The 25,733-nt window shown below is 71.1% G+C and carries 25 protein-coding genes and 1 riboswitch; of the genes, 8 read left to right on the top strand and 17 right to left on the bottom strand.

Annotated features, from left to right (window positions below):
• Positions 1-58: 58 nt before the first annotated feature.
• From NHL51_RS02085 to NHL51_RS02055, 7 genes are all read right to left on the bottom strand, one after another.
• Entirely contained in the window at positions 59-1,405 is a 1,347-nt protein-coding gene (locus NHL51_RS02085) for an ABC transporter substrate-binding protein (RefSeq protein ID WP_434141463.1), read from the bottom strand.
• A gap of 14 nt (positions 1,406-1,419) precedes the next feature.
• Entirely contained in the window at positions 1,420-2,316 is an 897-nt protein-coding gene (locus NHL51_RS02080; protein ID WP_434141682.1) for a sugar phosphate isomerase/epimerase family protein, read from the bottom strand.
• A gap of 1 nt (position 2,317) precedes the next feature.
• Positions 2,318-3,448 (bottom strand): Gfo/Idh/MocA family protein, encoded by a 1,131-nt coding sequence (locus NHL51_RS02075; protein WP_434141461.1) that lies wholly within the window; start codon positions 3,446-3,448, stop codon positions 2,318-2,320.
• Between the two features lie 191 nt (positions 3,449-3,639).
• Positions 3,640-3,993: a hypothetical protein gene (locus NHL51_RS02070; RefSeq protein WP_434141459.1), complete on the bottom strand. Its 354-nt coding sequence runs from the start codon at positions 3,991-3,993 to the stop codon at positions 3,640-3,642.
• A gap of 50 nt (positions 3,994-4,043) precedes the next feature.
• Positions 4,044-5,708, bottom strand: coding sequence for a bifunctional phosphoribosylaminoimidazolecarboxamide formyltransferase/IMP cyclohydrolase (gene purH / locus NHL51_RS02065; protein WP_434141457.1), 1,665 nt, complete (start codon positions 5,706-5,708; stop codon positions 4,044-4,046).
• Positions 5,709-5,736: 28 nt separating this feature from the next.
• Entirely contained in the window at positions 5,737-6,327 is a 591-nt protein-coding gene (gene purN, locus NHL51_RS02060) for a phosphoribosylglycinamide formyltransferase (RefSeq protein ID WP_434141455.1), read from the bottom strand.
• A gap of 110 nt (positions 6,328-6,437) precedes the next feature.
• Positions 6,438-6,857, bottom strand: coding sequence for an OsmC family protein (locus tag NHL51_RS02055; protein ID WP_434141681.1), 420 nt, complete (start codon positions 6,855-6,857; stop codon positions 6,438-6,440).
• 179 nt (positions 6,858-7,036) lie between these two features.
• Here NHL51_RS02055 and NHL51_RS02050 point away from each other — a divergent pair, with 179 nt between their 5' ends.
• From NHL51_RS02050 to NHL51_RS02040, 3 genes are read left to right on the top strand one after another with little or no spacing between them, the layout of a single operon-like run.
• Positions 7,037-7,816: a methionine ABC transporter ATP-binding protein gene (locus tag NHL51_RS02050; protein ID WP_434141453.1), complete on the top strand. Its 780-nt coding sequence runs from the start codon at positions 7,037-7,039 to the stop codon at positions 7,814-7,816.
• Entirely contained in the window at positions 7,813-8,493 is a 681-nt protein-coding gene (locus NHL51_RS02045) for a methionine ABC transporter permease (protein ID WP_434141451.1), read from the top strand. Before NHL51_RS02050 ends, NHL51_RS02045 begins: the two co-directional genes overlap by 4 nt.
• Before the next feature lie 43 nt (positions 8,494-8,536).
• Positions 8,537-9,352: a MetQ/NlpA family ABC transporter substrate-binding protein gene (locus tag NHL51_RS02040; protein ID WP_434141450.1), complete on the top strand. Its 816-nt coding sequence runs from the start codon at positions 8,537-8,539 to the stop codon at positions 9,350-9,352.
• Between the two features lie 142 nt (positions 9,353-9,494).
• Here NHL51_RS02040 and NHL51_RS02035 read toward each other — a convergent pair whose 3' ends face one another.
• From NHL51_RS02035 to NHL51_RS02020, 4 genes are all read right to left on the bottom strand, one after another.
• Positions 9,495-10,070 (bottom strand): hypothetical protein, encoded by a 576-nt coding sequence (locus NHL51_RS02035; RefSeq protein ID WP_434141448.1) that lies wholly within the window; start codon positions 10,068-10,070, stop codon positions 9,495-9,497.
• Positions 10,070-11,818 carry an ABC transporter permease gene (locus NHL51_RS02030; RefSeq protein WP_434141446.1) on the bottom strand — a complete coding sequence of 583 codons (1,749 nt, stop codon included), beginning with the start codon at positions 11,816-11,818 and terminating at the stop codon, positions 10,070-10,072. Before NHL51_RS02030 ends, NHL51_RS02035 begins: the two co-directional genes overlap by 1 nt.
• The gene (locus NHL51_RS02025; RefSeq protein WP_434141444.1) at positions 11,815-12,897 is read right to left on the bottom strand and encodes a thiamine ABC transporter substrate-binding protein; all 1,083 of its coding nucleotides are present in this window, start codon (positions 12,895-12,897) and stop codon (positions 11,815-11,817) included. Before NHL51_RS02025 ends, NHL51_RS02030 begins: the two co-directional genes overlap by 4 nt.
• Positions 12,892-13,001, bottom strand: a riboswitch (TPP riboswitch). It overlaps the preceding gene by 6 nt.
• Positions 13,002-13,024: 23 nt before the next feature.
• Positions 13,025-14,818: a cell division protein PerM gene (locus tag NHL51_RS02020; protein WP_434141442.1), complete on the bottom strand. Its 1,794-nt coding sequence runs from the start codon at positions 14,816-14,818 to the stop codon at positions 13,025-13,027.
• A 162-nt stretch (positions 14,819-14,980) separates the two neighbouring features.
• On the opposite strand from NHL51_RS02020, the gene NHL51_RS02015 reads away from it, so the two are divergent.
• Together NHL51_RS02015 and NHL51_RS02010 are read left to right on the top strand one after the other, a co-directional pair.
• Entirely contained in the window at positions 14,981-15,412 is a 432-nt protein-coding gene (locus NHL51_RS02015; protein WP_434141440.1) for a helix-turn-helix transcriptional regulator, read from the top strand.
• A 10-nt stretch (positions 15,413-15,422) separates the two neighbouring features.
• On the top strand, positions 15,423-15,836 hold the full coding sequence (locus tag NHL51_RS02010) for a VOC family protein (protein ID WP_434141438.1): 414 nt from the start codon (positions 15,423-15,425) through the stop codon (positions 15,834-15,836).
• Positions 15,837-15,849: 13 nt separating this feature from the next.
• Here NHL51_RS02010 and NHL51_RS02005 read toward each other — a convergent pair whose 3' ends face one another.
• Together NHL51_RS02005 and NHL51_RS02000 are read right to left on the bottom strand one after the other, a co-directional pair.
• Positions 15,850-16,449 (bottom strand): response regulator, encoded by a 600-nt coding sequence (locus tag NHL51_RS02005; protein WP_434141680.1) that lies wholly within the window; start codon positions 16,447-16,449, stop codon positions 15,850-15,852.
• Positions 16,450-16,541: 92 nt separating this feature from the next.
• Positions 16,542-17,777, bottom strand: a complete 1,236-nt coding sequence (locus NHL51_RS02000) for a sensor histidine kinase (RefSeq protein ID WP_434141436.1) — start codon at positions 17,775-17,777, stop codon at positions 16,542-16,544.
• A gap of 109 nt (positions 17,778-17,886) precedes the next feature.
• On the opposite strand from NHL51_RS02000, the gene NHL51_RS01995 reads away from it, so the two are divergent.
• The 3 genes from NHL51_RS01995 to NHL51_RS01985 all read left to right on the top strand — a co-directional run bounded on the left by NHL51_RS01995 (position 17,887) and on the right by NHL51_RS01985 (position 20,427).
• A complete protein-coding gene (locus tag NHL51_RS01995) occupies positions 17,887-18,729 on the top strand; it encodes a GAP family protein (protein WP_434141435.1) in 843 nt (280 codons plus the stop codon).
• A gap of 77 nt (positions 18,730-18,806) precedes the next feature.
• Complete coding sequence (locus NHL51_RS01990) at positions 18,807-19,454, top strand: DUF4166 domain-containing protein (protein WP_434141433.1); 648 nt, start codon at positions 18,807-18,809, stop codon at positions 19,452-19,454.
• Positions 19,447-20,427: an epimerase gene (locus NHL51_RS01985; RefSeq protein WP_434141431.1), complete on the top strand. Its 981-nt coding sequence runs from the start codon at positions 19,447-19,449 to the stop codon at positions 20,425-20,427. Before NHL51_RS01990 ends, NHL51_RS01985 begins: the two co-directional genes overlap by 8 nt.
• Here the strand turns inward: NHL51_RS01985 and NHL51_RS01980 are convergent, their stop codons facing one another.
• The 4 genes from NHL51_RS01980 to sucC form a co-directional block, all read right to left on the bottom strand.
• The gene (locus NHL51_RS01980; protein ID WP_434141429.1) at positions 20,428-21,489 is read right to left on the bottom strand and encodes a hypothetical protein; all 1,062 of its coding nucleotides are present in this window, start codon (positions 21,487-21,489) and stop codon (positions 20,428-20,430) included.
• A gap of 71 nt (positions 21,490-21,560) precedes the next feature.
• The gene (locus NHL51_RS01975) at positions 21,561-23,369 is read right to left on the bottom strand and encodes a bifunctional 3'-5' exonuclease/DNA polymerase (protein ID WP_434141427.1); all 1,809 of its coding nucleotides are present in this window, start codon (positions 23,367-23,369) and stop codon (positions 21,561-21,563) included.
• Between the two features lie 241 nt (positions 23,370-23,610).
• The gene (gene sucD, locus NHL51_RS01970) at positions 23,611-24,513 is read right to left on the bottom strand and encodes a succinate--CoA ligase subunit alpha (RefSeq protein ID WP_434141425.1); all 903 of its coding nucleotides are present in this window, start codon (positions 24,511-24,513) and stop codon (positions 23,611-23,613) included.
• 33 nt (positions 24,514-24,546) lie between these two features.
• Positions 24,547-25,713 carry an ADP-forming succinate--CoA ligase subunit beta gene (gene sucC / locus NHL51_RS01965; protein ID WP_434141423.1) on the bottom strand — a complete coding sequence of 389 codons (1,167 nt, stop codon included), beginning with the start codon at positions 25,711-25,713 and terminating at the stop codon, positions 24,547-24,549.
• Positions 25,714-25,733 lie beyond the last annotated feature (20 nt).

Genomic DNA, 25,733 nt, shown 5'->3' with positions numbered 1-25,733 from the left:
TTGCCATCCATCGTCGATGGCGCACCCGGTTCGAAGAGTCGGGTGCGCCATCATCCGATTACTTGTCGTGGAAGGCGCTCCAGTCGTCCTGGACGCGCGTAGCGAGATCCTCCGGCGCAGTCTTGCCCGCCATGGCCTCCTGCAGTCCGCCGGTGAAGGTGTCGAACATGGTGTCGGTCGCCCAGTCGTACCAGAAGAGGGGGCCCGCGCCCTGGAGCTGGTCGCTCGATGCCGCGAGGAGGTCGGGGAACGTCGTCGCGGGATCGCCCGCCTCGACGGAGTAGATCGGCACGCGCTGCACGTCGACGAGCATCGAGGACGTCTCTTCGGAGTTCAGCATGCCGACGAAGGCGACCGCTGCGAGCTCCGCTTCGGAGGCCGAACCGACATGCCACGGCATACCGAAGGACCCTGCAGTCGCATAGTCGCCGTCCGTGAGGCCCGCGGAGAAGTCGAACTTCGCGCCGTCCGAGATGGTGCCGGCGTACCAGTTGCCGTGGACGAAGAATACGCCGTCGCCGCCCGCGAACGCGGTCGCGGCATCATCGGGGCTCATGCCGTCGTAGCCCTCGGTCAGGTATCCGGCCTGCGCCCATGAGGTGAACTTCTCGATCGCTGCGATATTGCTGTCGACCGCGAAGTCCGATCCCTCGGCACCCGAGATCCATGCGCGGGTGTCCTCGGCGGGCGTCAGCGCGCCCTGCACGAGCGAGAGCGCCTGCATCGCCGACGCCTTATCCGAATTGCCGAGCGTGAGCGGTACTTCGCCGGCGGCCTTCGCCGTCTCGAGTGCGGCCTCGAACTCGTCGAGCGTGGTCGGTACCTCGAGCCCGAGCGCCGCGAGCTTCTCCGTATTGCTGAAGAGGCCCACCATCTGGTTGTCGGGCGACATGCCGTAGACGGTGCCCGAACCGAACGTCTTGCCGTCTTCCGACCATTCGAGCTGGGTGATCGCATCGCCCGCGGCCTCGCGGTAGCCGTAGGCATCGGCGACGTCGTCGAGCGGCCGGATGAGACCCGCTTTCACGAGCGCGCCGTCGGTGGCCCAGCCCTGGTTGCCCTGCGTCACATCGGGCGCGTCGTCCGAGTTCATGGCGTTGAGCACGGTCGCCGTGAGGTCGTTGTAGCTCTTGAACTGGATCTGCACGTCCACGTTCGGGAACTGCTCCTCGTAGAGGGGCACGAACTGGTCCATGAGATCCTGCTCGCCCTGATCCGCCCAGACGTTGAGGGTGACGTCGCCGAGCTCGGCGACCTGCTCGGCCGTGACCGGGGCATCGATCGGAGTGAACTCCGCGGCCTGCTTCGCGCTCCCTCCGGGAGCGCCGCAGGCGGAGAGCCCGAGCACCAGGCCGACGCCCAGCGCGACGGGGGCGAGGCGCGTCATTCGACGTTGAGTTGACATCGCTAGTGGTCCTTTCAGTTTGCGGCCGAGACGGCGAGGTGCCGTTGCAGCCATTCGAGGTTCGTTCGTTGATCCGCCACGACACGGCGGTAGGTGTCAGCGGTCAACGGTTCGCGATCCTGCTCGACGACCACCCAGCCGTCGTACCCGGTATCGCGCAGCGCGCCCGCGAAAGCCGCGAGGTTCGATTCGCCCTCCCCCAGCCGCGTGCACGCGCGGGGGAACCATTCCTCGAAATCGGCGCCGTTCGCGCGCGCCTCCTCGAGCACGCCGGGGAGCACGTCCTTGATATGCACATGGTTGATGCGGTCGCGCCAGCGTCGGAAGAGCGCGACGCCGTCGCCGCCGGCCAGCACCACATGCCCGATGTCGTACGTGAGCGGGATATCGGTGTCGTTCAGGAAGCGCTCGATCTCGTCGGGCAGCTCGACGAAGGTCCCGACATGGGGATGGTACGAGACCTCGAGCCCGCGGGCGCGGGCTCGGTCGGCGGCGCCCTGCACGGTCTCGACGAGCTGCTTCCAGTCCTCTGCGCCGAGCATGCGCGACGGGTCCTTGCGCGGCTGCGCGATGATCTCCGCATCGCCCTCGTCCGCGAGGATGACGAGCGCCCCGGGGTTCACCGCCTCGATCTCGTCGAGAGTGATCTCCATGCGCTCGAGATCCCGATCGAGTACGGGCCCGGGCTGCTGCGTGTTCAGCGGGACGTAGGCCCCCACGGCATCGATACCAGCGGCATCGAACGATGCGACCATCCGGTCGATCGAACCGAAGAAGCCGGGAGGGCCGAGCTCGGACCCCGCGTAGCCGGTCTCCGCCATGGTGGCGAGCAGCTCCTCGGTGGTCGTCGCTCCCTCGACCGTCAGGTCGCCGAAGACGCCGTACGAGATGGGGGCGTTCGCGAAGCGCATATCAGGCACCGACCGCAACGGTATCGGCCTCGATCGCGATGGTGTCGCCATGCGCCGCGGCGATCGCCTGCGCGAGGCGCTGCAGTTGACGGATATCCGTCTTCGCCCCGGCGAAGTCCGCGGGATTCGTCGCCCCGTTGCGGATGGCCGCGGCGAACGCGTCGAGCTGGCGCAGGAAACCGGTCTCGTGACCCGAACGGTACTCCGTGTCGGCACGGAGATCGCCGTCGTGTCGGCGGCTGACGAGACGGCTGCGCTCCTCGACGAGATAGGGCTTCGCGAGATCGAATTCGAGACGGCCGTTCGCGCCGAGCACGACGAGCTCTTCCGCGTACTCCGGGTAATCGGGCAGCCAGTTCCAGCTCAGCACGAACGCGGTCTCACCGGCTACACCGGTCGCGAGCAGAGAAGCGGGCGCTGCGCCGTCGAGCGGCGTGATCGCGTCCGCGCGCCAGCTCTCGGGGAGCGCGATCCCCATGGCGCGCATGAGGCTGAGCTCGTGGATCACGGAACCGTTGAGCACGTTCGCGTAGTACTGCACGAGCGCCGCGTCGGCACCGGGCAGCGCTTCGGCTGCACGGGCCTCGTCGTACGCGACCGACTCGGCGATCGCGGCGCGGTCGGCGTCCGCGGGCGGCGCGGACATGCGCAGGTGGGAGATCTGCGGCTCATCGGCCGGATGCATGACCGTTACACGCACCATGCGCACACCATTGAGGTCGCGGTACTCGGACGCAGCGGTTTCGAGCAGCGGATCGAACATCTTCATGTAGCCGACCTGCGTGACGACGCCGTGCTCGGCGGCGAGGGCCTCGAGCTCGTCGACCTCGCGCACGGTGAATGCCAGGGGCTTCTCGGCGAGCACGTGCTTGCCGGCGCGGATCGCATCGGCGGCGAGCTTCGCGTGACTGCCCGGCGTCGCGATGAGCACCGCATCGACGTCCGAGGCGAATGCCTCGGCCGGATCGCTGACCGCGCGGGCGCCGATGCTCCGCGCCACTTCGTCGGCGCGGGACGGCGACAGGTCGCACACGATCGCGACATCGTAGCCCGCACGGCGCAGGCTCGTCAGATGCACGGACTGGGTGATCGTACCTGCGCCGATGATCGCCAGCGAGATAGGTGTGGTCACTGCGGTTGCTCCTTCGCCATTCGAGTGCCGCGGATTTCGGCTCTGAAGAGAGTCAAACACATTTAGACCAATTAGTCCAGTTGAAACCAACTGGACTAAAAGTGGTCTGCCGGCTCCCGGTCCGGACACGAGAGAGGCGGCCCAGGGATCGATGATCCCTGGGCCGCCTGTCTCGTCGGAGCCGGTGCGCGCTAGTGCCAGAGCACCGCGATGCTCGCGTTGACGAGCGCCATGCCCGCCATCGCGGTGAGCCCGCCCGCCGAGAGGCTCTCCTTCTTGCGCACTCCGAAGATGTGTCCGATGAGCGCCAGCAGTACGATCAGCTTCACGCCGATCTTCATGTTGTTCGGCTGGCCGCCGAGCGCGTAGGTCATGCCGACGAGCGCGAGGCCCGTCACGAGCAGCAGCAGCGCACCCCAGAGCATGAACGGCTGCACGCGCGCCATGCCCTTCTTGACGTTCGGCAGCTGCCCGAGCGCGCCGCCGAACACGAGGGCGAAGCCCACGATGTGCAGCACGACGAGAATGCCCTGAAGAATTTCCATGGTTCCTATCTCTCCTGGTGTGTGTCCCGGCCCGGTGGTCGACTACCGGGTCAGTGGAAGAAGTGGCGTTCGCCGGTGAAGTACATGGTGACGCCGGCGGCCGTCGCGGCCTCAATCACTTCGGCGTCGCGCACCGACCCGCCCGGCTGCACGACGGCGCGAACACCGGCGTCGAGCAGCACCTGCAGGCCATCGGCGAAGGGGAAGAAGGCGTCGGATGCCGCGACCGATCCGGCCGCGCGATCCTCCGCGCGGGCGACCGCGAGACGGCACGAGTCGACGCGATTGACCTGGCCCATGCCGACGCCGACCGAGGCGCCGCCCGAGGCGAGCAGGATCGCGTTCGATTTCACGGCGCGGCAGGCGCGCCAGGCGAACTCGAGATCCGCGAGCGTCGCGGCATCGGCGGGCTCGCCGGTCGCGAGCTCCCACTCGGCGGCCGGCGCAAAGCTGCGATCGGCATCCTGCAGCAGGAAGCCGCCCGAGATCTGGCGGAACTCGATCGGGTTCGCCGAGAAGTCGGCGGGCAGCACGAGCAGGCGGAGGTTCTTCTTCTGCGTGAGGATCTCGAGCGCGGCCGGTTCGAAGCCGGGCGCCACGATGACCTCGGTGAAGATTCCCGAGACGGTCTGCGCCATCTGCTCGGTCACGACTCGGTTGGCGGCGATCACACCGCCGAACGCCGACACGGGGTCGCAGGCGTGGGCGAGCTCGTGGGCCGCGGCGATCGGATCGGCCGCGCCCTCGGGCGCGACGGCGATGCCGCAGGGGTTCGCGTGCTTGATGATCGCGACCGCGGGCCGCTCGTGGTCGAATGCGGCGCGCAGCGCAGCATCCGCGTCGACGTAGTTGTTGTACGACATCTCCTTGCCGTGCAGCTGCGTCGCCTGGGCGATGCCGGAGCCCTCGTTCTCGGTGAAGAGCGCGGCGCGCTGGTGGCTGTTCTCGCCATAGCGCAGCACGGCCTCGCGCAGACCGAAGGTCTCGTAGCCGACATACCCCTCGGTCGCTTCGAATAGACTGTCGATGTCGCCCTCGCCCGCGGGCGTCTGCTCCTCCTCGGCCGGGGCGTCGCTCCAGTCCGCATCCTCGCGATCGAGGAACCAGTTGGCGACCGACGCGTCGTACTGCGCCGTGTGCACGAACGCCTCGGCGGCGAGCGAGCGGCGCAGCGACAGGCCGGTACCGCCGGCGCGCACCGCGGCGATGATCTCGTCGTAGCGCGCGGGCGATATGGCGACCGCGACGTTGGCGTGGTTCTTCGCCGATGCGCGCACCATCGAGGGGCCGCCGATGTCGATGTTCTCGATGACGTCCGCAGCGGGCTTCCCGGAGGCGACCGTCTCGTCGAACGGGTAGAGGTTCACGACGACGAGCTCGAAGGGCGCGATGCCGAGATCCTCGAGCTGCGCACGGTGGTCGGCGAGGCGGAGATCGGCGAGCAGCCCCGAGTGCACGGCCGGGTGCAGGGTCTTCACGCGACCGTCGAGCACCTCCTGGAACCCGGTGACCTCGGCGACGTCGGTGACGGCGTGGCCCGCGTCGCGGATGGTCGCCGCGGTCGAACCCGTCGACACGATCTCGACGCCGGCCTCGGTGAGTGCCGCCGCCAGATCGAGCAGGCGGGACTTGTCGCTCACCGAGATGAGCGCACGGCGCACGGGAATCAGGTCGCGGTGCTCGTAGAGGCTGGGATCGTGGCTCTGGACTGCCATCTGGCTCCTTGGTTCGAGAGGTGGGTGATCAGGATCGGAAAGCTGCGAGGTCGATGCCGCCCTGCGCGATCTCGCGCACGGTCTGCACGAGCAGCGGGCGTTCGAGCTGCTTGATGCGCTCGTGGAGGTCGTCTTCGAGCTCGCCGCGCGCGATCTCGACCGACGCCCGGCGCAGCACGGGGCCGGTGTCGACGCCCTCGTCGATGACGTGCACCGTGACGCCGGTCTCGGTGGCGCCCGCGGCGAGCGCATCGCGCACGGCGTGCGCTCCCGGATACAGCGGCAGGAGCGCGGGGTGGGTGTTGATGAGGCGCGGCGAGAAGCGGCGCACGAAGCCCGCGGGCAGAATCCGCATGAGGCCCGCGCTCACGACGAGTCCGGGCTCGAACTCCTCGATCCGCGCAGCGAACGCGTCGCCCCAGGCGTCGCGGCCCGGGTACTCCCCCGGCCGCTCGACGAAGGTCGGGATGCCGGCCGCCTCGGCGTGCGCGAGACCCGCCGCGTCGGTATCCGCACCGACCGCGACGATGCGCGCCGGGTATGCGGGGTCGGCGGCCGCGTCGATCAGCGCCTTGAGGTTGCTGCCTCCGCCTGAAATGAGCACCACGACATTCAGCACCGCACCAGTCTACTCCGCCGACCGCACGGGCGCCTGTGCGCACGGCACCGGAGGCCCTCTCAGGGCCGCGGCTCCGCTGCAGCCCCGCTCTGCAGCCCCGCTCTGGATATCTACGGGATGGCGACGACGCTGACGGGCGAGCGCCCGCTCAGCATGCGCGACACCGGGCAGCGCTCGTGCGCGGCGGCGGCGAGCGCCTCGGCCTCTTCGGCGGTCTTGCCGTCGAAGCGCAGTTCGGCCCGGGCCGAGAACTCGAAGCCCTCGCCGTCTGCACGTCGGTGCAGCGACACGTGCGTGCGCGCGAAGACCTCGACGCCCGGCCCGGCGACGACGCGGGCCGCGGCGTTCAGACAGGTCGCCCACGAGAGCGCGAGCAGCTCCTCGGGGTTCGTGGCACCGCCGCGATCCTGCGCCGTCGGCGAGGCCACCTCGACGGCGAGGCCGCCTTCTACGCGGCTCTCACCGTTGATTCCGCTGGAATTCTCGGCGACCGCCGTGAAAACGACGTCGCCCAACTGTTCCGTCCGCATGTTCGTCACGCCGCTCCACTTGATTTCTCGACCGATCCGGCCTATCTTAAACCGAGTCTAACAACACCGATCCGGCGGCAGCCCCGGCCTACGACCCACCGGTCGCCGCCCCGCAGCCACCGCCGCACCACCCTCGGCCCCGTTCGGGCCTCGACGCGAAACAACGAGCCATCCCCAGAATGAACGCGCAGCAGGCGCACACGACCGCCAGCGAACCCGTCGCCTACGCCCTCGAGTTCCGCGGCGTGACCCGACGCTTCGGCGACGGCCCGACCCCCGTGATCGCACTCGACGACGTCGACTTCGCCATCCCGGCCGGCACCATCTTCGGCATCCTCGGCGAGAGCGGAGCGGGCAAGTCGACGGTGCTGCGGCAGATGCTCGGCCTCGACCACCCCACTGAAGGCACCGTGCTCGTCGGCGGCACCGACCTCTCGAAGCTGAACAAGCACCAGATGAACCGGATGCGCCACGGCATCGGCGTCGTCTTCCAGTCGTACAATCTCGTCGGCAATCTCACCGTGCGGCAGAACGTCGAACTGCCGCTGCGCCTGCAGCGCCGCACGGATCCGGCGCGGGTGCAGGAGATGATCGACTTCGTCGGCCTCTCGCACCGCCGCGACCACCACCCCGCGAAGCTCTCGGGCGGCGAGAAGCAGCGCGTCGCCATCGCCCGAGCGCTAGTCACCGACCCCTCGCTGCTCCTGTGCGACGAGCCGACCTCGGCCCTCGACACCCACACGACCGGCGAGATCCTCGATCTGCTGCGCACGACCCGCGAGAAGTTCGGCACCACCATCGTGCTCGTGACGCACGAGCTCGAGGCCGTGAAGGCGATCTGCGACCGCGCCGCGGTCTTCGAGCAGGGCCGTCTGCAGGACATCGTCGAGGTGAAGCACGCCCGCGGCGACCGCGGCAAGCGCTACCTCTCGCACGTGCAGGAGGTGCTCGGCGCATGATCATCATCGAAGAACTGCAGCGCGTATTCGGCGAATACGGCGGAGAGATCGCCGTCGCGATGGCCGAGACCGGCTACATGGTCGGCGTCTCGATCCTCGCCGCCGTCATCATCGGCACGCCGCTCGGCACGCTGATCTACCTCACCCGCGAAGGCGGGCTGATGCAGCAGCGCACCGTCTGGACCATCGCCGACCTCTACGTGACGATCGTGCGCTCGTTCCCGTTCCTGCTGTTCATCGTCTTCATGATCCCGCTCACGCGCGCCGTCTTCGGCACGAGCTTCGGCACGGTCGCCGCGACCTTCCCGCTGGGCTTCGTGGCGGTCGCGATCTACGCCCGCTTCACCGAGCAGATCCTGCTCGAGCTGCCGAGCGGTCTGAACGAGGCCGCGGCCGCGATGGGGGCCTCCGTGCCGCAGACCATCTTCCGCTTCCTGCTCGTCGACGGCCGTTCGGGTCTCGTCTACGCGCTCACCTCGGCGACGGTCAGCTTCGTCTCGTACTCGGCGGTGCTCGGCGTCGTCGGCGGCGGCGGCGTCGGCGACTTCGCGATGCGCTACGGCTACCACCGGTACGACTTCGCGCTCATGTACGTGACGATCGCGATCACCATCCTCTGCGTGGTCGGGCTGCAGGCGCTCGGCCACAAGGTCTCGCGCGCGATCGACAAGCGCTGATCTCCCCCATTCCGCTCCATCTGACACAACGACAGGGATCCCTATGAAACGACACCTCCTCGCCCCGATCTCGGCGGCAGCTGCCGCGCTGCTGCTCATCACCGGATGCGCCGGCGGATCGAGCGACGGCTCGGGCGACGAAGCGAAGGGCACCGAGACCCTGAAGGTCGCCGCCACCACCACGCCGATGACCGACGTCGTGCAGGCTGCCGGCAAGGCGATCGAGGCACCGTACACGATCGAGATGGTCGAGGTCGCCGACTACGTGCAGCCGAACATGATGCTGCAGAACGGCGAGCTCGCCGCGAACTTCGTGCAGCACCCGCCGTTCATGGAGGAGTACAACGCCGCCAACGGCGCGGACCTCGTCGCGGTCGAACCCGTCTACCTGACCGTCGTCGGCATGTACTCGAGCAAGTGGAAGAGCTTCGACGAGGTACCCGAGGGCGGCAATATCGTCATTCCGCAGGACGCCTCGAACGCGGCCCGTTCGCTGCAGATGGTCGCCGACCAGGGCCTCATCGAGCTCGACCCCTCAGTCGACAAGTGGCAGGTCACGGTGCAGGACATCGTGAAGAACCCGAAGAACCTCAAGTTCACGGAGATCGACATCATGCAGCTCGTCGCGGCCTACCCCGAGGCCGACGCCGTCTTCCTGCACGGCACCTTCGCGCGTCAGCTCGAGCTCACGCCCAAGAACGACGCGATCGCGGTCGAGCAGGACGAGCAGTTCGCCGTGTCGCTCGTGAGCCGCGGCGAGGACGAGGATTCGGCCGCCACGCAGGCGCTCGCGAAGGCGTTCCACAGCGACGAGGTGCGCTCGGTGCTCGAGGAGCTCGGCGTGCCCGCCGCGTTCTAAACGCGCACCGCGCCTCCCGCGCCGCACCTCCCGCGCCGCGCCGTGCCATGCCGTGCCATGCCGCGCCGCGCCGCGCACAAAGGGTCGCGAGTTGGGGTTCGTCCCGTATCGGAACCCCAATTCGCGACCCTTTGTCGTCCCGTCAGGCCGCGCCGCCCGCGACGACCTCGTCGACGATCTCCCACGGGCGGTGGCGCGCGTAGTGCGCCTCCTCCTGCGCCGCCCAGCGCTCCCAGTGCGGTGCGTACATCTCGCCGTCGCGCGCGAGCGCCCGCTCCCGCCGGGCCGCCGCCGGGCACTCCACCCATCGGCTCCGCACCCGTCCGCCGGGACCCGCGAAGCGCGCGGCGGCCGCGAGGTTCTCGCGCGTCACAGCCCCGCATCCCTCGATGACGAGGGGCCGGCCCGGGCCGATGCGCTGCGCCGCCCCGAAGCGCTCGGCGACCCAGTCGTAGGGCCGATACTCCCCCGTGTCGAGCGCGGCGGCGAGGGCCGACGATCCCGCGGCGAGCCCGTCCCAGCCGGGGTACAGGTGCTCGACCCGCAGCACCTCCGGCCGCTGCCCCGCCGCACGCAGCTCGGCGAGCAGCCGATCGGCGAGCTGCGTCTTGCCCGCACCCGAGCGGCCGTCGATCAGGAGCACCTCGAAACCGGGCACCCGCCCGGTCTGCCCCTGCGTCCCGCCACTCGCACTGCCGCGGGTCTCGGCGCCGCGCATCAGAACTCCGCCCCCGCCTGGTCGGTGCGCAGGCGCTCCGCGAGCAGCATGATCGCCGCGGCCAGGGCCCCGAGCACGACCGCCGCCGCGAGCCCGGCCCCGTAGGCACCCGGTGCCTGGCTGCCGATGAGCTGCCCGACCGCGATCGGCAGGGTCTGCGCGCCCGGCCGCACGAGGAAAGACGTCGCCCCGAACTCGCCGATCGAGGCCGCGAGCGCGAAGCCGAGCGCGACGCCCGTCGAGCGGCCGAGCAGCGGCAGGTCGACCGAGCGCAGCACGGCGAAGGGCGTCGCGCCGAGCGAAGCGGCGGCCTCGCGCAGTGCGGGGTCGATGCCGCGCAGCACCGGCAGCAGCACGCGCACCACGATCGGCAGCGCGACGAGCGCCTGCGCGATCGGGATGAGCACGGTCGAGGTGCGCAGGTCGAAGCCGATGCCGAGCGGCCGGTGCATGGTGAGCAGGAGGCCGAACCCGAGCGTGACGGCCGAGACGCCGAGCGGCAGCATGACGGCGCCGTCGAAGACGTCGATGCCGCGCGCGAGGAGGCGAGATCGGGGCCGGCGCGAGAGCACGAAGGCGAGCAGCACGCCGAGGGTCATCGCGATCGCCGCCGAGGCGACGGCGTACCGGAAGGTCAGCAGGACCGCTGAGAGCACGGGCGCGTCGAGCGGCAGGCCGTCGGGCGGGTGCACGAGCGCGACGTAGTTCTCGAACGTCCACTCCCCCGAGGGGCCGCGCAGCGAACGGGCGACGAGCACGGCGAGCGGCAGCACGTGCAGCAGCAGTGCGGTCGCCGCGAAGACCGCGAGCACGGCGGCGTCGGCACGGCCGGGCGCCCGCTCCAGATCCCGACTGTCCTCGCGCAGCTGCACCGCGCGCTCGCCCGCCCGTCTGAGGCGCGACGAGACGATGAGCGTCGCGCCGACGATCGCGAACTGCGCGAGCGACAGCACCGCAGCGCCCTTGAGGTCGAGGAACTGCACGGTGAGCCGATAGATCTCGGTTTCGACGTTCGCGTTCGCGCTGCCGCCGAGGATGAGCACGATCGCGAACGACGTCGAGCAGAAGAGGAAGACGAGGGCGGCCGCCGATGCGAGGGCCGGCGCGAGGGCCGGCAGCACGATCATGGTCCAGGCCCGCAGGCGGCCGCCGCCGTGCACGCGGGCGGCCTGCTCGGAGCTGTCGTCGAGACGGGCCCAGAACCCGCCGACCGTACGCGCGACGACCGCAACGTTCGGGAAGGCGAGCGCGAGCACGACGACCGCGAGCGTGCGGTCGAGCCCTGTCCACTCGAGCAGCCCGCCGGGCGCGAAGAGCGCCGAGAAGGCGACGCCGACGACGACGGTCGGCAGTACGAACGGCACTGTCAGCAGGCCGCGCAGCACGAGTCTGCCGCGGAAGCGCAGCTTGTAGAGCACGTACGCGGCGGGAAGGCCGAGCAGCACCGAGACGATCGTCGCGAGGCCGGCCTGCGCGAGCGTGTTGCCGATGACCCGCCAGGTGCGCGGCGCTCCGAAGACCTCGACGATACCGCTCGTGTCGAACACGGCGCCGGCGCCTGCCCCAGTGCCGCCGAACCCGGTCGCCACGAGTGCGAGCACCGGCCACGCGAAGAACAGCGCCAAAAAGGCGAGCGGGACCGCGACGGCGAGCGTCCATCCGGCGACGCTCCAGGCCGTCGCCGGGCTCCGGAGGGCGGTGCCGTCACCGCCCTCCGGTTCACCCGCCCTCGGCCCCGCTGCGGTCACAGACCGATCTGCTCGCTCACGGTCTTGAGCCAGGTCTCGCGCTCGGCGTTGATGGTGGCCGGGTCGAGGTCGTTCAGCTGATCCCGCGCCGGCAGCGGTGCGAACTTCACCCAGGTCTCGGGCATCTCGGCATTCGCGCTCACCGGGTACATGTACATCGTGTCGGGGATCGTGGATTGGAACTCGTCGGAGACGAGGTAGTCGACGACGGCCCGCGCGCCCTCGGAGTTCGCGGCGCCCGCGAGCACGCCTGCGTACTCGATCTGCGACGTGCAGGTGTCGAGCAGGGCGCGCGTCGTGGTCTCGGTCCCGTCGTCGTTCAGCGTCGCGACGGGCGACGAGCTGTACGACAGCACGATGGGCTTCGTACCCTCCCCGAGCGCCGAGAACTGGCCGTAGTAGGCGTCGCTCCACCCTTGCTCGAGGCGCGCTCCGTTGCCCATGAGGTTCTTCCAGTACTCCGCATAGCCGTTCTCGCCGAACGCGGCGACGGTGCCTGCGAGGAACGAGCTGCCGGTCGACGACTGCAGCGGGTCGAGCAGCACGGTCATGTCGCGATAGGTGGGGTCGGCGAGATCCTCGAAGGTCGCGGGCTCGGCGATGCCGTGCTCCGCGAACCAGGCGGTGTCGATGTTGATGCAGGTCGCCCCCATGTCGATGGGGGTGAGCGCATCGGAGCCGGCGAAGGCGTACTCGGCGGCCGACTCGGGCAGCCCCTCGGGCGTGTACGACTCGGCCACGTCGTTGTCGACGAGGCTCGCCGCGGCGATGTTGTCGATGCCGTAGAACGCGTCGGCGATCGGGGCGCCCTTCGTGAGCACGAGCTTGTTGGCGAGTTCGCTGCCGGCGCCCGCGGTGATCACTTCGACGTCGTACCCGGTCGCCTCGCTCGCGGCGGCCGCGAACTCCTCGTTCGGGAACGCGTCGTGCACGACGAGCGTGACGGTTCTGGCGTCTGCGGCGTCGTCGCCCGTCGAACAGGCGGTCAGGCCGAGGCCGAGCGTCGCGACCGCCGTCAGGGCGACCGAGGCGGTGCCGAAGCGGCGCAGCGCGGGCGATGAGATTCGGACAAGCGTCATCGAGGTGTTCCTTCCTCCGCTGGAATGACCCAGATCAGGTTGAACGGTCGAAGCACGCGTGCTTCCTCTCAGCCCCGCGCGTCGGGGCTCCCGTGGATTGCACCCTCCACCTTAGGGCATATTCGGGTTAGCCGTCGCGCCGGCCGAACGGCCAGCCGCGGCGTCGCTTCGACGCGGCTTCGCCGTCGGCGCCGGACGCGCTGCCGTCGCCCGCCGCGGCACCGGGAATGCTGCGGGAGGCCGCCTCGCGGGCGGCATCGCCGGCACGGTCGCGCTGATCCCACGAGTAGGCCCGCAGCAGGTCGTCCGCGTCGGCATCGGCGTCGACCGCGGGGCCCGGGGCAGCTTCTTCCGCTCCCGAGGCCGCTGCGGGGCCGGCGGCTGCCGCGGTCGGGGCTGATGCCGCGTCGCGCACGCTGTCGGGGATCACTCCGGTCTCGACCTCGTCCTGATCCTGGCCCTGATCATGGCTCCCGCTCTGTGGCGGATCGGACTCCAGTGCGGCCTTCCCGTCGGCCTGCTCCGCGCGCTTCACACGGGGCCAGACCTTCACCCGCAGGTCCTTCACGGCCTCGTCGAGCGGCACCGTCTCCTGCTCGGCATCGGTGCCGAGCACCGTCGCGGCGGCGGCGCCGGCCTCGGAATCCTCGCCGGGCAGATCCTGCGACCCGCGCAGGCCGGGCAGCGACGTCGCGACGCGGCGCGCATCGACGCGGCCCGCCGCGAGGCCGACGATGAGGCCGACGCAGAGCTCGGCCGCCGCGAACCCGCCGAAGACCCAGGGCGAGGGCCCGGTCTCGGTGAGCCGGTCGGGCCCGATGCCGCCCGAGGCGAGCGCGCCCGCCCCCGCGAGCACGAGCCCGGCGCCTGCGGCAGCGGACACGGCGATCGCGACGGTCGCAGCCCATGAGGCGCGGCGCAGCAGCGGCCGCCTCGAGAACAGGGTGCCGACGGCGACCGCGGCCAGCACGACGAGCGTCGGCGCGAGCAGCCCCGCCCCGTCCCAGCCGGCAGGGATCGCGCCGAACATCGGCACGGCGGGCACCGGGCCGAGCAGCGTCTCGAACGGCGTCACGCTGCTGCCGGAGCCGAGCGCGAATCCGGCGCCGGTGAGCCACGACGCCGCCCAGATCGCGAGCACCGGGAGCAGGACGAGCTGCAGCAGGAACACGACGAGCGCGCCGAGCGGGTCGAGCTGCAGCGACTGCGAGAGCGTGACCACCTGCACGTAGTGCACGACGAGCGTGACGGCGACTGCGACTGCGGCGAGCACCGTCACTGCGAGCAGCAGCGCGGTCGCGATCCGCACGGCCGCCGCAGCGCGATCGGGCAGCGCGGCCGAGCCTGGCAGGCCGAAGCGTGCGATGCCCCGCTGCGCCGCGCGCACGGCGGCCAGCCACCAGTCGTGGCCGTCGCGGGCCGCGCGCACGCAGAAGCCGACGGTCGCGCACGCGCCGTAGAGCGCCACCGGCACGAGGATCGACCATTCCGGCGACCAGTGCAGCAGCGGAGCGGCGACCGGCAGCGCGGCGAGCACGACCGCGCCGAACCCGATCATGCCGCCGAGCACGCCTGCGGCCCCCATGCCACCTCTGGCGCCGAAGCGCAGGCCGGCGCGCACCGCGAGCGCGATCGTGACGCAGGTGAGCCCGAGCGGCGCGAGCGAGAGCGGGTACTCGAATGCCTGCTGCGGCAGGCCGAGCCCGACCGCGGCCTCCGCACCGACGTCGAAGCCGATGGGCACGAGGTGGGCGAGGAACCAGACGCCGATCGCCCCGGCGAACACCGAGACGGGCTCTGCCGCGAGATCGAAGGTCACCGCCCAGAGCAGCGCAGCGGGCACGACGACGACGGCCATGCCCATGAGCGCGACGGCCGCCGCCTCGATCGCGGCGATCACCGCCGTCACCACTGCTCTCATCGCTCACCTTTCAAGACTCGTCAAGGCTATCGCGGGCGGCCGGGCACCGGCGCACAGCGGGAGGGGTTTGGTGCAGAATCCGCCCGTATAGTGCACCGAACCCCTCCCGCTCCACGCGGCACCCGCTCCATCGGGCGAAACCGCTGCGCGTAAGCTGACTCCATGCCCGACGACGCCCGCCTCGACATGCTGGTGCGGCTGCGCCGCGTGCGCGACCGCATCGATCGCGACTACGCGGAGCCGCTCGATGTCGACTCCCTCGCCCGCGAAGTCGGGTTCTCGGCGGGGCACCTCAGCCGCGAGTTCAAGGCGGCCTTCGGCGAATCGCCGTACAGCTACCTGATGACGCGGCGCATCGAACGCGCGATGGCGCTGCTGCGCGTGGGCGAGCTGAGCACGACCGAGGTGTGCTTCGCGGTCGGGTACGGATCCCTGGGCACGTTCACCACACGGTTCACCGAGCTCGTGGGCGTCTCGCCGGGCCGATACCGGAGGCTGCGCGAGCGCCCGATGCCGGGGCTCCCCGGAGTCGTCGCGATGCGGATGACGAGACCGGTCAGGAATCAAGAAGTTCCGCCGCCGCCCGGCGATTAGCGTGGCAGTCATGAAGATCAACATCACCACCGTATTCCTGCCCCACACCGACGCCGAGGCATCGCTCGCCTTCTACCGCGACGTGCTCGATTTCGAGGTGCGCGGCGACGTCGGCTACGAGAGCATGCGCTGGATCACGGTCGGCCATCCCGACCAGCCCGGCACCTCGATCGTGCTCACTCCGCCCGCCGTCGACCCCGGCCTCACCGATGAGGAGCGCCGCGTCATCGGCGAGCTCATCGCCAAGGGCCTCTTCGCCACGATCATCCTCGCGACGAACGAGCTCGACGCCCTGTACGAACGCGTCGAGGCCGCGGGCGCCGACATTCTGCAGGAACCGATGGAGCAGGACTGGGGCGTGCGCGACTTCGCATTCCGCGACCCGGCCGGCAACACCGTGCGTATGCAGCAGCGCGACTTCTGACCCCGCGCCCGCCTCAGCGGTTCAGCATCGCGACCACCTGAGTGCGGCTCTCGGCGCCGAGCTTCACGAGGATGCTCGAGACGTGCGTCTTCACCGTGGTCACCGAGATGCCGAGCCGCAGGGCGATCGCCGTGTTCGAGCGGCCCTCGCGCAACTGCTCGAGCACCTCGAGCTCCCGCGCCGTCAGCTGCGCCAGGTCGACGGGGTCTGCTTCGGGCCGCGCCTCCTCCGGGGCGTCGGCGAGGGCCGCGAGCGCCCGTCGTGTGACCCGCGGGTCGAGCACGCCGTCGCCCGCGGCCACTCGCCGCACCGCCTCCGCGAGCGCCCCGGCCTCGGTCGTCTTGAGCAGGAATCCGGCGGCCCCAGCGCGGATCGCCGCGAACACGAGCTCATCCTCGTCGAAGCTCGTCAGCACGAGCACCTCGGCGATGCCGTCGCCCACGATGCGCGCGGTCGCGGTCACGCCGTCGACGCCGGGCATGCGCAGGTCCATCAGCACCACATCGGGACGCAGGGATCGCGCATTGCCGACCGCCGACGCGCCATCGGCGGCCTCGCCCACGACCTCGATGCCCTGGCGCTCGAGCATCAGGCGCAGGCCCTCGCGGATCATTCCGTGATCGTCGACGATCAGGACGCGCGGCGCACGCCCCACGGCAGTCGGTTCCCGACTCTGATCGCGCCCCTGGTCGGTTCCCCGCCCGGTCATGCGCGCGCCTCCATCGGTATGCGGGCGCGCACGGCCCAGCCGCCCGCGATCGGCCCGGCATCGAACTCGCCGCCGAGCGCCCGCACCCGCTCGGCGAGCATCTCGAGCCCCATGCCGCCGCCCCGCAGCACCGGCCGAGCGATCGGAGCTCCGCCCCGCGATACGACATCGACCCGCGCGGCACCGCCCTCCGCGACGAGCACCACGTCGACTTCCGAGCCCGAGGCGTGCTTCACCGCGTTCACGAGCGCCTCGTTGACGATGCGCCAGGTCGCCCGGTCCACCGCATCGGGCAGTTCACTGCCGGCGATCCGGTCGTCGAGCTCCACGCTCACGCCCGAGCGTCTGGCGCCCTCGATCATGACCGGGATGCGGTCGATCCCCGGTGCCGCCGCCGTCTCGCCCGAGCCGCCCCGCAGTACGCCGATCATCGCGCGCAGCGCCTCATGAGCTTCGAGGCTCGAATCGCGCACCGCCCGCAGCGCGGCGCGCTCGGCGGATGCGCCCGGAACGGCACCCGAGGCCGTCGCACCCTCGGGCTGCCCCACTTCCGCCGGCACTGCGGCGAGCGCCGCCTCGCTGCGGATCGCGACCGCCGCCACGTGCCCCGCGATGATGTCGTGCAGTTCGCTCGCCATCCGCTCCCGCTCGCCGAGCACCGCCGCCTCGCGGTCGAGCTCGGCGAGACGACGCGCGTCGTCGGCCTGCCGGCGATGCAGCTCGACGAGTTCGCGCGACTGCGCGACGGCGGTGCCGTACCAGTAGGTCGTGCCGAACAGCGCACCGAACTGCAGCCCGATCACCACGGTCACGCGCAGATCGCCGCCGACGATCATCGTGAACACCGCGACGGCCGCCGTCGCGATCGCCACGGCCACGAGCACGCGGCGGCGGGCCCGAGCCGGTAGGGCGACGGTGAGCGTGTAGACGAGGTCGAGCAGCACGATGAACGGCACGAGGCCGCCCACGAACAGCAGGTCGACGAGTACGAGTACGACGGCGCCGAGGCAGCCCGCGAGCGGCGCCCGCTGCTTCGTCAGCGCGAGCGCCGCCGCGGGCAGTCCCGTCAGCAGCGACGACCAGACCGGCGAGTACTCGGGCACGATGCGGAACACCGTCCAGAACCCCGAGAAGCCGAGCGCCGCGAAGAACACCGCGAGCAGCGCATATCCGATCGCCTGCGCCCAGAGCGGCACTGATCTCGGCGCTGCAGCGGATTGCGGTGCGGTCATGCTCCCATCCAACCAGTACGAAGGGCCCGCTCGGCTCCGCCCAAAGGATGAGGCCCCCTCGTCCTCTTCGCCGATCCGCATCCCCGCCCGTGACGCGAATCTGGATGGCATGGACTTCCTGACCGGCATCCCGCTGCCCGCGGGGCTGACCCTGCTCGCTCTGCTCGACGGACTCAGCGTCGGCACGCTGCTCATCCCCGTGTTCTTCCTCATCGCGCCGGGCAGGCCCCGCACCGGCCGCATCATGCTCTACCTCGGCACTATCACGCTGTTCTACCTCGCCGTGGGCGTACTGTTCATGCTCGGGCTCGTGAACATCGTCGATGCCGGCCGCGCCTTCATCGGTTCACCGGCGGGGCAGACGGCGATGCTCGCCATCGGCATCGTCATGCTCGTCGCCGCGTTCAGTATTCCCGGTCCGAAGGCCCGGCAACGGAAGGCCGAAGCCGCCGAACGGGAGCGGGCTCTGCAGGGATCGCCCCCGGGGTCGGCCCCGGGGGCGCTGCAGGGATCGCCCCTGGGATCGGCCCAGGAATCGGCCCAGTCGCCGAGCGGACGCATCGCGCGATGGCGCGACCGTCTGCTCGCCGACGGCACGAGCGGCGGCGCCATCATGGGCGTCGCGCTCGCCGCGGGGCTCGTCGAGGTCGCGACGATGCTGCCCTACCTCATCGGCATGACCATGATCGCCGACGCCCCGATCACGATGCCGCACCGTGTCGCGCTGCTCGCCGGCTACTGCCTTGTGATGATCGCACCGGCGCTCGTGCTCATCGCGGGCCGGCTGCTGCTGGCCCGCGTCATCGACGCACCGCTGCGGCGGCTCGCGGCCTGGCTCGAGCGCACGGGGGCCGAGAACACGGCCTGGGTGCTCGGCATCATCGGGTTCCTGCTCGTGCGCTCGGGCGCGACGCAGCTCGGCATCCCGCTGCCGATCATCGGTTCCGGGTGACATTGCGAGCGGCGCGCACCGGCTCTGCGTTCCGGTTCCGCATCCCGACTCTGCGTCCCGGCCCCTAGGCTGGGGGCATGGCCACGACACCCGCCGCCGTGCTCGGCCCGTACGAGGCCGCGCTCGGAGCGCGGGTCGACGAGCTGCATCCGCGGCTGCGCCGCTACTTCTCGGCGATCCCTGCGGGCAGCATCGGCGTCGGGCACGGGGTGTTCTCCGTGTTCGGGGCGGCACGGGGCTGGCTGCGGCCGCTGCTCATGCCGTTCGAGCGGCGCCGGGCGCTCGCCGCCGGCCGCGGGCGCGATGTGCCGTTCCGCATCGTCAATCGGTCGGTACCGCTCGGCGACGGCACCGTTGCCGCCCGGGCCGAGCGGGTCGTCGAGCTGCCGTGCGGGCCGTGGACGATGGTCGACTCGGTCGTCTGCGTCGGGTCGCGCGTCGTCGACCGCATCGGCGCGCCCTGGACGATGTCGGCCCTCTTCGACGCCGAGGTGCGAGGCGGGGCGCTGCGGCTCACGAGCCGCGCGGTGGGCCTCGTGTGCGGGCGGTTCCGGGTGCGGCTGCCGCGCGGGTTCTCGCCCGTGGTACGGCTCAGCGAGGCGTACGATGATGCGCTCGGCGTGCAGCGGGTCGACCTGACGGTCGACGCGCCGCTCGTCGGCCGCATCTACGCGTACCGCGGCAGTTTCACCTACGAGATCGTGCCGGAGGCCGAACATGACTGAATCGTACGAGTCGGTTGCGAGCGGCGGGCGCGTCGTGCTCGGCGGAGCCGGCGGCTTCATGGGCCGGTGCCTCGCGTCGCGCTACCGCGAGTCGGGGCGCGAGGTGGTGACGATCGGGCGCGCAGGCGCCGACCTGGCCTGGGGCGACGCGCCAGGGATCGCCGCGGCCGTCGACGGCGCAGCCCTCGTCGTCGGACTCGCGGGCAAGAGCGTGAACTGCCGGTACACCGAGGCGAACCGCGCCGAGATCTTCCGGTCGCGGCTCGAGACGACGGCGGCGCTGTCGCGGGCGATCCGCACCGCCGCGGCTCCCCCGCCGCTCTGGGTGAACTCGTCGACCGCGACCATCTACCGCCATGCGGAGGATCGCCCGATGACCGAGGATGCAGGCGAGATCGGCAGCGGGTTCTCGGTCGAGGTCGCGAAGGCCTGGGAGCGCGCGCTCTGCGCCGATGCGCTCCACTCGACACGCCGCATCGCGCTGCGCAGCGCGATCGTACTCGGCGACGGCGGCGTGCTCGGCCCGATCAGGGTGCTCGCGCGGCTCGGTCTCGGCGGGGCGCAGCACGACGGCGCATGGCCGGTCACGCGGGCCCGGCGCGCGGCCGGCACCGCGCACCTTCCCGGCGCGCGGCACGGCGCCCAGCGCTTCAGCTGGGTGCACATCGACGATGTCGCACGCATCATCGACTTCGCCGAGGCGACTCCGTCGCTCTCGGGGCCCGTGAACGCGAGCAGCCCGAACCCCGTCGACAACCGCGCCTTCATGGCCGAGGTGCGGCGGCAGCTCGGCGTGAAGTTCGGGCCGCCGATGCCGCGCTGGATGCTCGAGATCGGCGCCATCGGCATTCGCACCGAGACCGAGCTCGTGCTCAAGAGCCGTTGGGTGCTGCCCGAGCGGCTGCAGCGGGTCGGCTTCGAATTCGCCTACCCGGAGCTCGCGCCCGCGCTTCGCGACTCGTTCGCGTCGTAGCTACCAGGCCGCGGCAACCGCCCGGTGCGCCGCGAAGAGCGGAACGGCGGCGCCCTCGGGAGCCCGCCCGAAACCGCACTCGGTCGACACCCCGAAGGGTCGCGGCACGTGCCGCCGCGCCGCCGCGATGCGCCGGGCGGCGCCCTCCTCGCCGTCCTCGCGATGCACGAGGCCGAGGTAGAGCTCGGTCTCTCCGGAGATCTCGAGCGCTTCGAGCGCATCGTAGTAGGCGTCGTCGTCGCGTTCGATCGGCACCGGCAGGTGCAGCCAGGTGAGCGGTCGGTGCGCCGCGCGCACGACGAGGTTCGCGAAGCTCACGAGGTTGCCGGAGTCGGCCGGTTCGACGAAGTGCTTCTCGGCGACGTCGCCGTAGCAGAGGTGCACCCCGACTTCGACGTCGGCGGGCACGCGGTCGACCTGGCGGGCGAGGCGCTCGCTCGTGCCCTGCCAGACGTCGTCGAACCATTCGTAGGGCCTGCCGTCGAAGCTCGTCTGGCCTTCGAGCATGGCGAATTCGAGCGCGGCATCCCACTGGATCGCGGTGCGGTCGTGCGGCAGCTCCTCGAGGATGCGGTCGAGTTCGCGCGCCAGCGCGGCCTCGTAGACCGGCTCGAACTCGGCGCGATCCTCGGCCCGCACGAAGCTGCCGACGACGCCGAGCGGTGTCGGCAGCGATACCTGGAAGCGCGTCGCCGCAGGGATCGCGCCCTCCCGTTGCAGGCGGTCGAAGATCGCGAACGAGTCGATCGCCGCCTCGGCGTAGCCGAGCGGCGGCAGATCGAGCTCCGCCGCTCGGACTCCGTCGGCGAGTCTGACCTGCCGCATGTCGAGCATGCGCAGCGGGATCGGCGTATCGCCGACGCGCTCGATGCCGGCGGCCCGCCCGAGTCGGTCGGCCTGGAAGACGATCCAGTGGAAGCGCTCGCCGACCTCGCCGTCGGGGATGCGCTTCAGACGGTCGCCGAGGTGCTCGGCCGCGACGCGCAGCGTCGTTTCGGCATCGTCGAAGTTGATGCTGCCGACGAGATGGCAGCCGCGGGGTTCGATGGTGCGCTCGCTCATCCTCCCAGTATCCTGCGAGCGGCGTTCGGCGCGCGCCGTATGACGGACGATGACGGCGGCCGGCCCTCCGGTCAGTGCTGGGCGGCGCGCTCCGCGATCCGGATGTCGAGCGGGAAGTCGACGGGCGCGTCCCCGAAGAGCAGCCGCCCAGCCCCGGCCGCCGAAGCGGCGACGGCCTCCGCCACGGCATCGGCGTGCTCGAGCGGGGCGTGCACGATCACCTCGTCGTGGAGGAAGAACACGAGATGCGGTCGGCGGGCGAACACCGGGCCCGATGCCTCGGCGACCGGATCGCCGCCCGGCACCGGAGGGAACGCGGCGAGACGCAGCCTGAGGTCCGCGAGCCAGGCGAGCGCCCATTCGGCAGCCGTGCCCTGCACCACGAAGTTGCGGGTGAAGCGGCCGAAGTCTCGGGCGGCGCGGCGCGCCTGCTGCTCGTCGCGCGTCGTCGCGCCCGGGAGGCTCGCTCGTGCCTGCAGCTCGGCCCACTCGGGCCCCGGCGCCGGCGACGACCGGCCGAGCCGGGTCGAGACGATGCCGCCGCGCTCCCCCACGCCGGCTGCTCCGTCGACGAGCCCCATGGCCTGCGGAAAGCTGCGGCGCAACCGCGGTACGAGCCGGCCGCTGTCGCCGCTCGTGCCGCCGTACATGGCGCCGAGCACCGCGATCTTCGCCTCCTGCCGCGAGCCGACGATGCCGCTGGAGACGATGCCCGAGTACAGGTCCGTGCCGAAGCCCGCCCCGGCCATCGCACGGTCGCCCGACATGGCGGCCAGCACGCGCGGCTCGAGTTGGGCGACGTCTGCCGAGACGAGCGTCCATCCCGGGTCGGCGCGCAGTGCGGGGCGCAGCTGGCGCGGCAGTTGCAGCGCGCCGCCGCCGCTCGACGCCCACCGCCCGGTGACGACGCCTCCGGGCACGTAGACGGGGCGATAGCGCGCGCCCTGCACCCACTCGTCGATCCAGGCCCAGCCGTTGGCGCTGAGGAGGCGTGCGAGCTTCTTGTAGCGCAGCAGCGGCGCGATCGCAGGGTGGTCGTGCTCCTCGAGCTCCCAGTGAGAGGTCGAGGCGACCTCGATGCCGGCGGCGCGGAGCGAACGCAGCAGCTTCGGCGGCGAGTCCAGGCTCACGGCCGCATCGCCGAGCGCCGCGCGCACCGCTTCGGCCGCCCGGAGCATCTCGGCGGGCTTCGCACCCGGGTCGGGGCGCGGGCCGAGCTCGTGCACGAGGATGCGGTCGTGCTCGTCGGCATCCCACGGCACCCCGGCAGACCCGAGCTCGGTGCCGATGAGGCCGCCGGCCGACTCGGCGGCGAGCAGCAGGCCGAGACGCGCAGACCCCGCCGCGCGGGCGAGCGCCGCCCGTTGGCGTGCGAACTCGGCGAGGGCGGCGTCGATGCGGTGCGGCACTTCGTCTGCGCGTGCGGCGGGGGCGCCCCGACCGTCGAGGTCTCCGAGCTCGTCGACTTCGAAAAGCGCGGTCGCGGGATCCGCCCCGAGCGTCGCCTGGCTCGCCGGGGCCGCGGCGAGGGCCGCCGACGGCCGATCCCACTCGCGCGCCTCGGCGAGCGCGCGGTGCTCGGCGCTGCCGGCGGCGCCGTCCGAACTGCGCAGAATCGCGTGGCAGAGGCGCAGGTCGTGGGCGCGCTGCACTTCGACGCCCGCGTCGAGCAGCCGCGGGTACCAGTGCGGGGTATCGCTCCAGACCCAGCGCGGGCGATCTTCCCCCTCGCGCGCGGCGACCGTCGCGGGCAGTTCGGCGGGCTCGACGTCGGTGCGACCGATCGCGGCTCCCGATGCGTCGAGATCGACGAGCGCGACGCGATCCCCGGCCCAGCCGACCGCGCACCACCGCGCCCCGGGCCCGACCTGTTCGCTCACCCGACCAGGCTACTCGCACCGGCTCCCCGCCCGGCCCGCGCAGAACGAGCGAGCGTGCAGGTCTCGACCGAGTGTGCACCCGAATCACGGTGATTCGCATCCACACTCGTGATCGAGCTCTACGGTGGTGAACGCGAAGGCTTCGGTGCCGTTCGCGAGCACTACGGAGCGGGGACGCGGAAGGCCCCTGCTCCCGCGACGGAATCGGGGAACAGGGGCCTCGGCTGCGGGCGCGCGTGGATTACAGCGCGTTGTACGCCGCGCGCAGCAGCTCGGCGGCCTCGGTCGGGGTCTTGCCGACCTTCACGCCCGCGGCCTCGAGGGCCTCCTGCTTCGCCTGAGCGGTGCCCGCCGAGCCCGACACGATGGCGCCGGCGTGGCCCATGGTCTTGCCCTCGGGGGCGGTGAAGCCGGCGACGTAGCCGACGACGGGCTTCGTCACGTTGGCCTTGATGTACTCGGCCGCGCGCTCCTCGGCGTCGCCGCCGATCTCGCCGATCATGACGATCGCCTTCGTCTCGGGGTCGGCCTCGAACGCGGCGAGCGCATCGATGTGCGTCGTGCCGATGACGGGGTCGCCGCCGATGCCGATGGCGGTCGAGAAGCCGAGATCGCGCAGCTCGTACATCATCTGGTAGGTGAGGGTGCCCGACTTCGAGACGAGACCGATCGGGCCCTTGCCCGTGATGGTCGCCGGGGTGATGCCGGCGAGCGCCTCGCCCGGCGTGATGATGCCGGGGCAGTTCGGGCCGATGATGCGCGTCCGGTTCCCGGTCGCCTGGGCGTGCGCCCACAGCTCTGCGGAGTCCTTGACGGGCACGCCCTCGGTGATGATGACGAGCAGGCCGATGCCCGCGTCGATCGCCTCGACGGCGGCGTCCTTGGTGAATGCCGGCGGCACGAAGGCGACCGAGACGTCGGCGCCGGTCTCGGCCATCGCTTCGGCGACGGTCGCGAACACGGGCAGCTCGACGGCAGCACCCGACGCGTCGGTGTGCGACACGACGGTGCCGGCCTTGCGCGCGTTCACGCCGCCGACGATGTTGGTGCCCGCGGCGAGCATGCGCGCGGTGTGCTTCGAGCCCTCGCCGCCGGTGATGCCCTGGACGATGACCTTGGAATCCTTGTTCAGGAAGATCGACATAGTGCTAGTTCTTTCCTTGAGTCTCGTGCGGGATCAGCGGGCGTTCGCCAGCTCGGCGGCCTTGTCGGCGCCCGCGTCCATGGTCGCGGCCTGGGTGACGAGCGGGTGGTTCGCCTCGTTGAGGATCGCGCGGCCCTCTTCGACGTTGTTGCCGTCGAGACGCACGACGAGCGGCTTGTTCGCGGCGTCGCCGAGCTTCTCGAGCGCGCCGACGATGCCGTTGGCGACCGCGTCGCAGGCGGTGATGCCGCCGAAGACGTTGACGAAGACCGACTTGACCTGCGGGTCGCCGAGGATGACGTCGAGGCCCGCCGCCATGACCTCGGCCGAGGCGCCGCCGCCGATGTCGAGGAAGTTGGCGGGCTTGACGCCGCCGTGGTTCTCACCGGCGTAGGCGACGACGTCGAGCGTCGACATCACGAGGCCCGCACCGTTGCCGATGACACCGACCTCGCCGTCGAGCTTCACGTAGTTGAGATCCTGCGCCTTGGCCTTCGCCTCGAGCGGATCGGCCGCGGCTTTGTCCTCGAGCTCGGCGTGGCCGGCCTGGCGGAACTCGGCGTTCTCGTCGAGCGAGACCTTGCCGTCGAGCGCGATGATATCGCCCTCGCCGGTCAGCACGAGCGGGTTGACCTCGACGAGCGTCGCGTCTTCACCGGCGTACACCTCGAAGAGCTTCTGGAAGACCGGCACGACCTTGCCGACGAGCTCCTCGGGGAACTTCGCGGCGCGCGCGATCTCTTCGGCCTTCGCGGCGTCGATGCCCGCGATCGGGTCGACCTCGATGCGCGCGAGCGCCTCGGGCTTCTCGACGGCGAGCTGTTCGATCTCCATGCCGCCCTCGACGGAGCAGAGGGAGAGGTAGGAGCGGTTCGCGCGGTCGAGCAGCACAGAGAAGTAGAACTCCTGCTTAATATCGGCACCGGCTGCGACCATGACGCGCTTCACGACGTGGCCCTTGATGTCGAGGCCGAGAATGGCCTGGGCGGCCTCGAACGCCTCGTCGGGGCTCTTCGCGACCTTCACGCCGCCGGCCTTGCCGCGGCCACCGGTCTTCACCTGGGCCTTGACGACGACCACGCCGCCCAGCTTCTCGGCTGCCGCACGCACCTCCTCGGGAGTGTCCGCGACGATGCCGGCAAGCACCGGCACTCCGTATCGCTCAAAAAGATCTCGTGCCTGGTACTCGTACAGATCCACGTACTGTCCTTTGCATTGGG

Source organism: Leucobacter sp. gxy201 (genome assembly GCF_051043335.1).
Lineage (GTDB): Bacteria > Actinomycetota > Actinomycetes > Actinomycetales > Microbacteriaceae > Leucobacter.
Note: the sequence above shows the minus strand (reverse complement) of the source record. Positions and strands in the feature narration are given on the sequence as shown.

Coding starts and splice junctions, on each gene's coding strand:
- NHL51_RS02085 (WP_434141463.1), bottom strand. CDS start 1,405: ATGTCAACTCAACGTCGAATGACGCGCCTCGCCCCCGTCGCGCTGGGC.
- NHL51_RS02080 (WP_434141682.1), bottom strand. CDS start 2,316: ATGCGCTTCGCGAACGCCCCCATCTCGTACGGCGTCTTCGGCGACCTG.
- NHL51_RS02070 (WP_434141459.1), bottom strand. CDS start 3,993: ATGGAAATTCTTCAGGGCATTCTCGTCGTGCTGCACATCGTGGGCTTC.
- purH (WP_434141457.1), bottom strand. CDS start 5,708: ATGGCAGTCCAGAGCCACGATCCCAGCCTCTACGAGCACCGCGACCTG.
- NHL51_RS02055 (WP_434141681.1), bottom strand. CDS start 6,857: ATGCGGACGGAACAGTTGGGCGACGTCGTTTTCACGGCGGTCGCCGAG.
- NHL51_RS02050 (WP_434141453.1), top strand. CDS start 7,037: ATGAACGCGCAGCAGGCGCACACGACCGCCAGCGAACCCGTCGCCTAC.
- NHL51_RS02045 (WP_434141451.1), top strand. CDS start 7,813: ATGATCATCATCGAAGAACTGCAGCGCGTATTCGGCGAATACGGCGGA.
- NHL51_RS02040 (WP_434141450.1), top strand. CDS start 8,537: ATGAAACGACACCTCCTCGCCCCGATCTCGGCGGCAGCTGCCGCGCTG.
- NHL51_RS02035 (WP_434141448.1), bottom strand. CDS start 10,070: ATGCGCGGCGCCGAGACCCGCGGCAGTGCGAGTGGCGGGACGCAGGGG.
- NHL51_RS02025 (WP_434141444.1), bottom strand. CDS start 12,897: ATGACGCTTGTCCGAATCTCATCGCCCGCGCTGCGCCGCTTCGGCACC.
- NHL51_RS02020 (WP_434141442.1), bottom strand. CDS start 14,818: ATGAGAGCAGTGGTGACGGCGGTGATCGCCGCGATCGAGGCGGCGGCC.
- NHL51_RS02015 (WP_434141440.1), top strand. CDS start 14,981: ATGCCCGACGACGCCCGCCTCGACATGCTGGTGCGGCTGCGCCGCGTG.
- NHL51_RS02010 (WP_434141438.1), top strand. CDS start 15,423: ATGAAGATCAACATCACCACCGTATTCCTGCCCCACACCGACGCCGAG.
- NHL51_RS02005 (WP_434141680.1), bottom strand. CDS start 16,449: ATGATCCGCGAGGGCCTGCGCCTGATGCTCGAGCGCCAGGGCATCGAG.
- NHL51_RS02000 (WP_434141436.1), bottom strand. CDS start 17,777: ATGACCGCACCGCAATCCGCTGCAGCGCCGAGATCAGTGCCGCTCTGG.
- NHL51_RS01995 (WP_434141435.1), top strand. CDS start 17,887: ATGGACTTCCTGACCGGCATCCCGCTGCCCGCGGGGCTGACCCTGCTC.
- NHL51_RS01990 (WP_434141433.1), top strand. CDS start 18,807: ATGGCCACGACACCCGCCGCCGTGCTCGGCCCGTACGAGGCCGCGCTC.
- NHL51_RS01985 (WP_434141431.1), top strand. CDS start 19,447: ATGACTGAATCGTACGAGTCGGTTGCGAGCGGCGGGCGCGTCGTGCTC.
- NHL51_RS01980 (WP_434141429.1), bottom strand. CDS start 21,489: ATGAGCGAGCGCACCATCGAACCCCGCGGCTGCCATCTCGTCGGCAGC.
- sucD (WP_434141425.1), bottom strand. CDS start 24,513: ATGTCGATCTTCCTGAACAAGGATTCCAAGGTCATCGTCCAGGGCATC.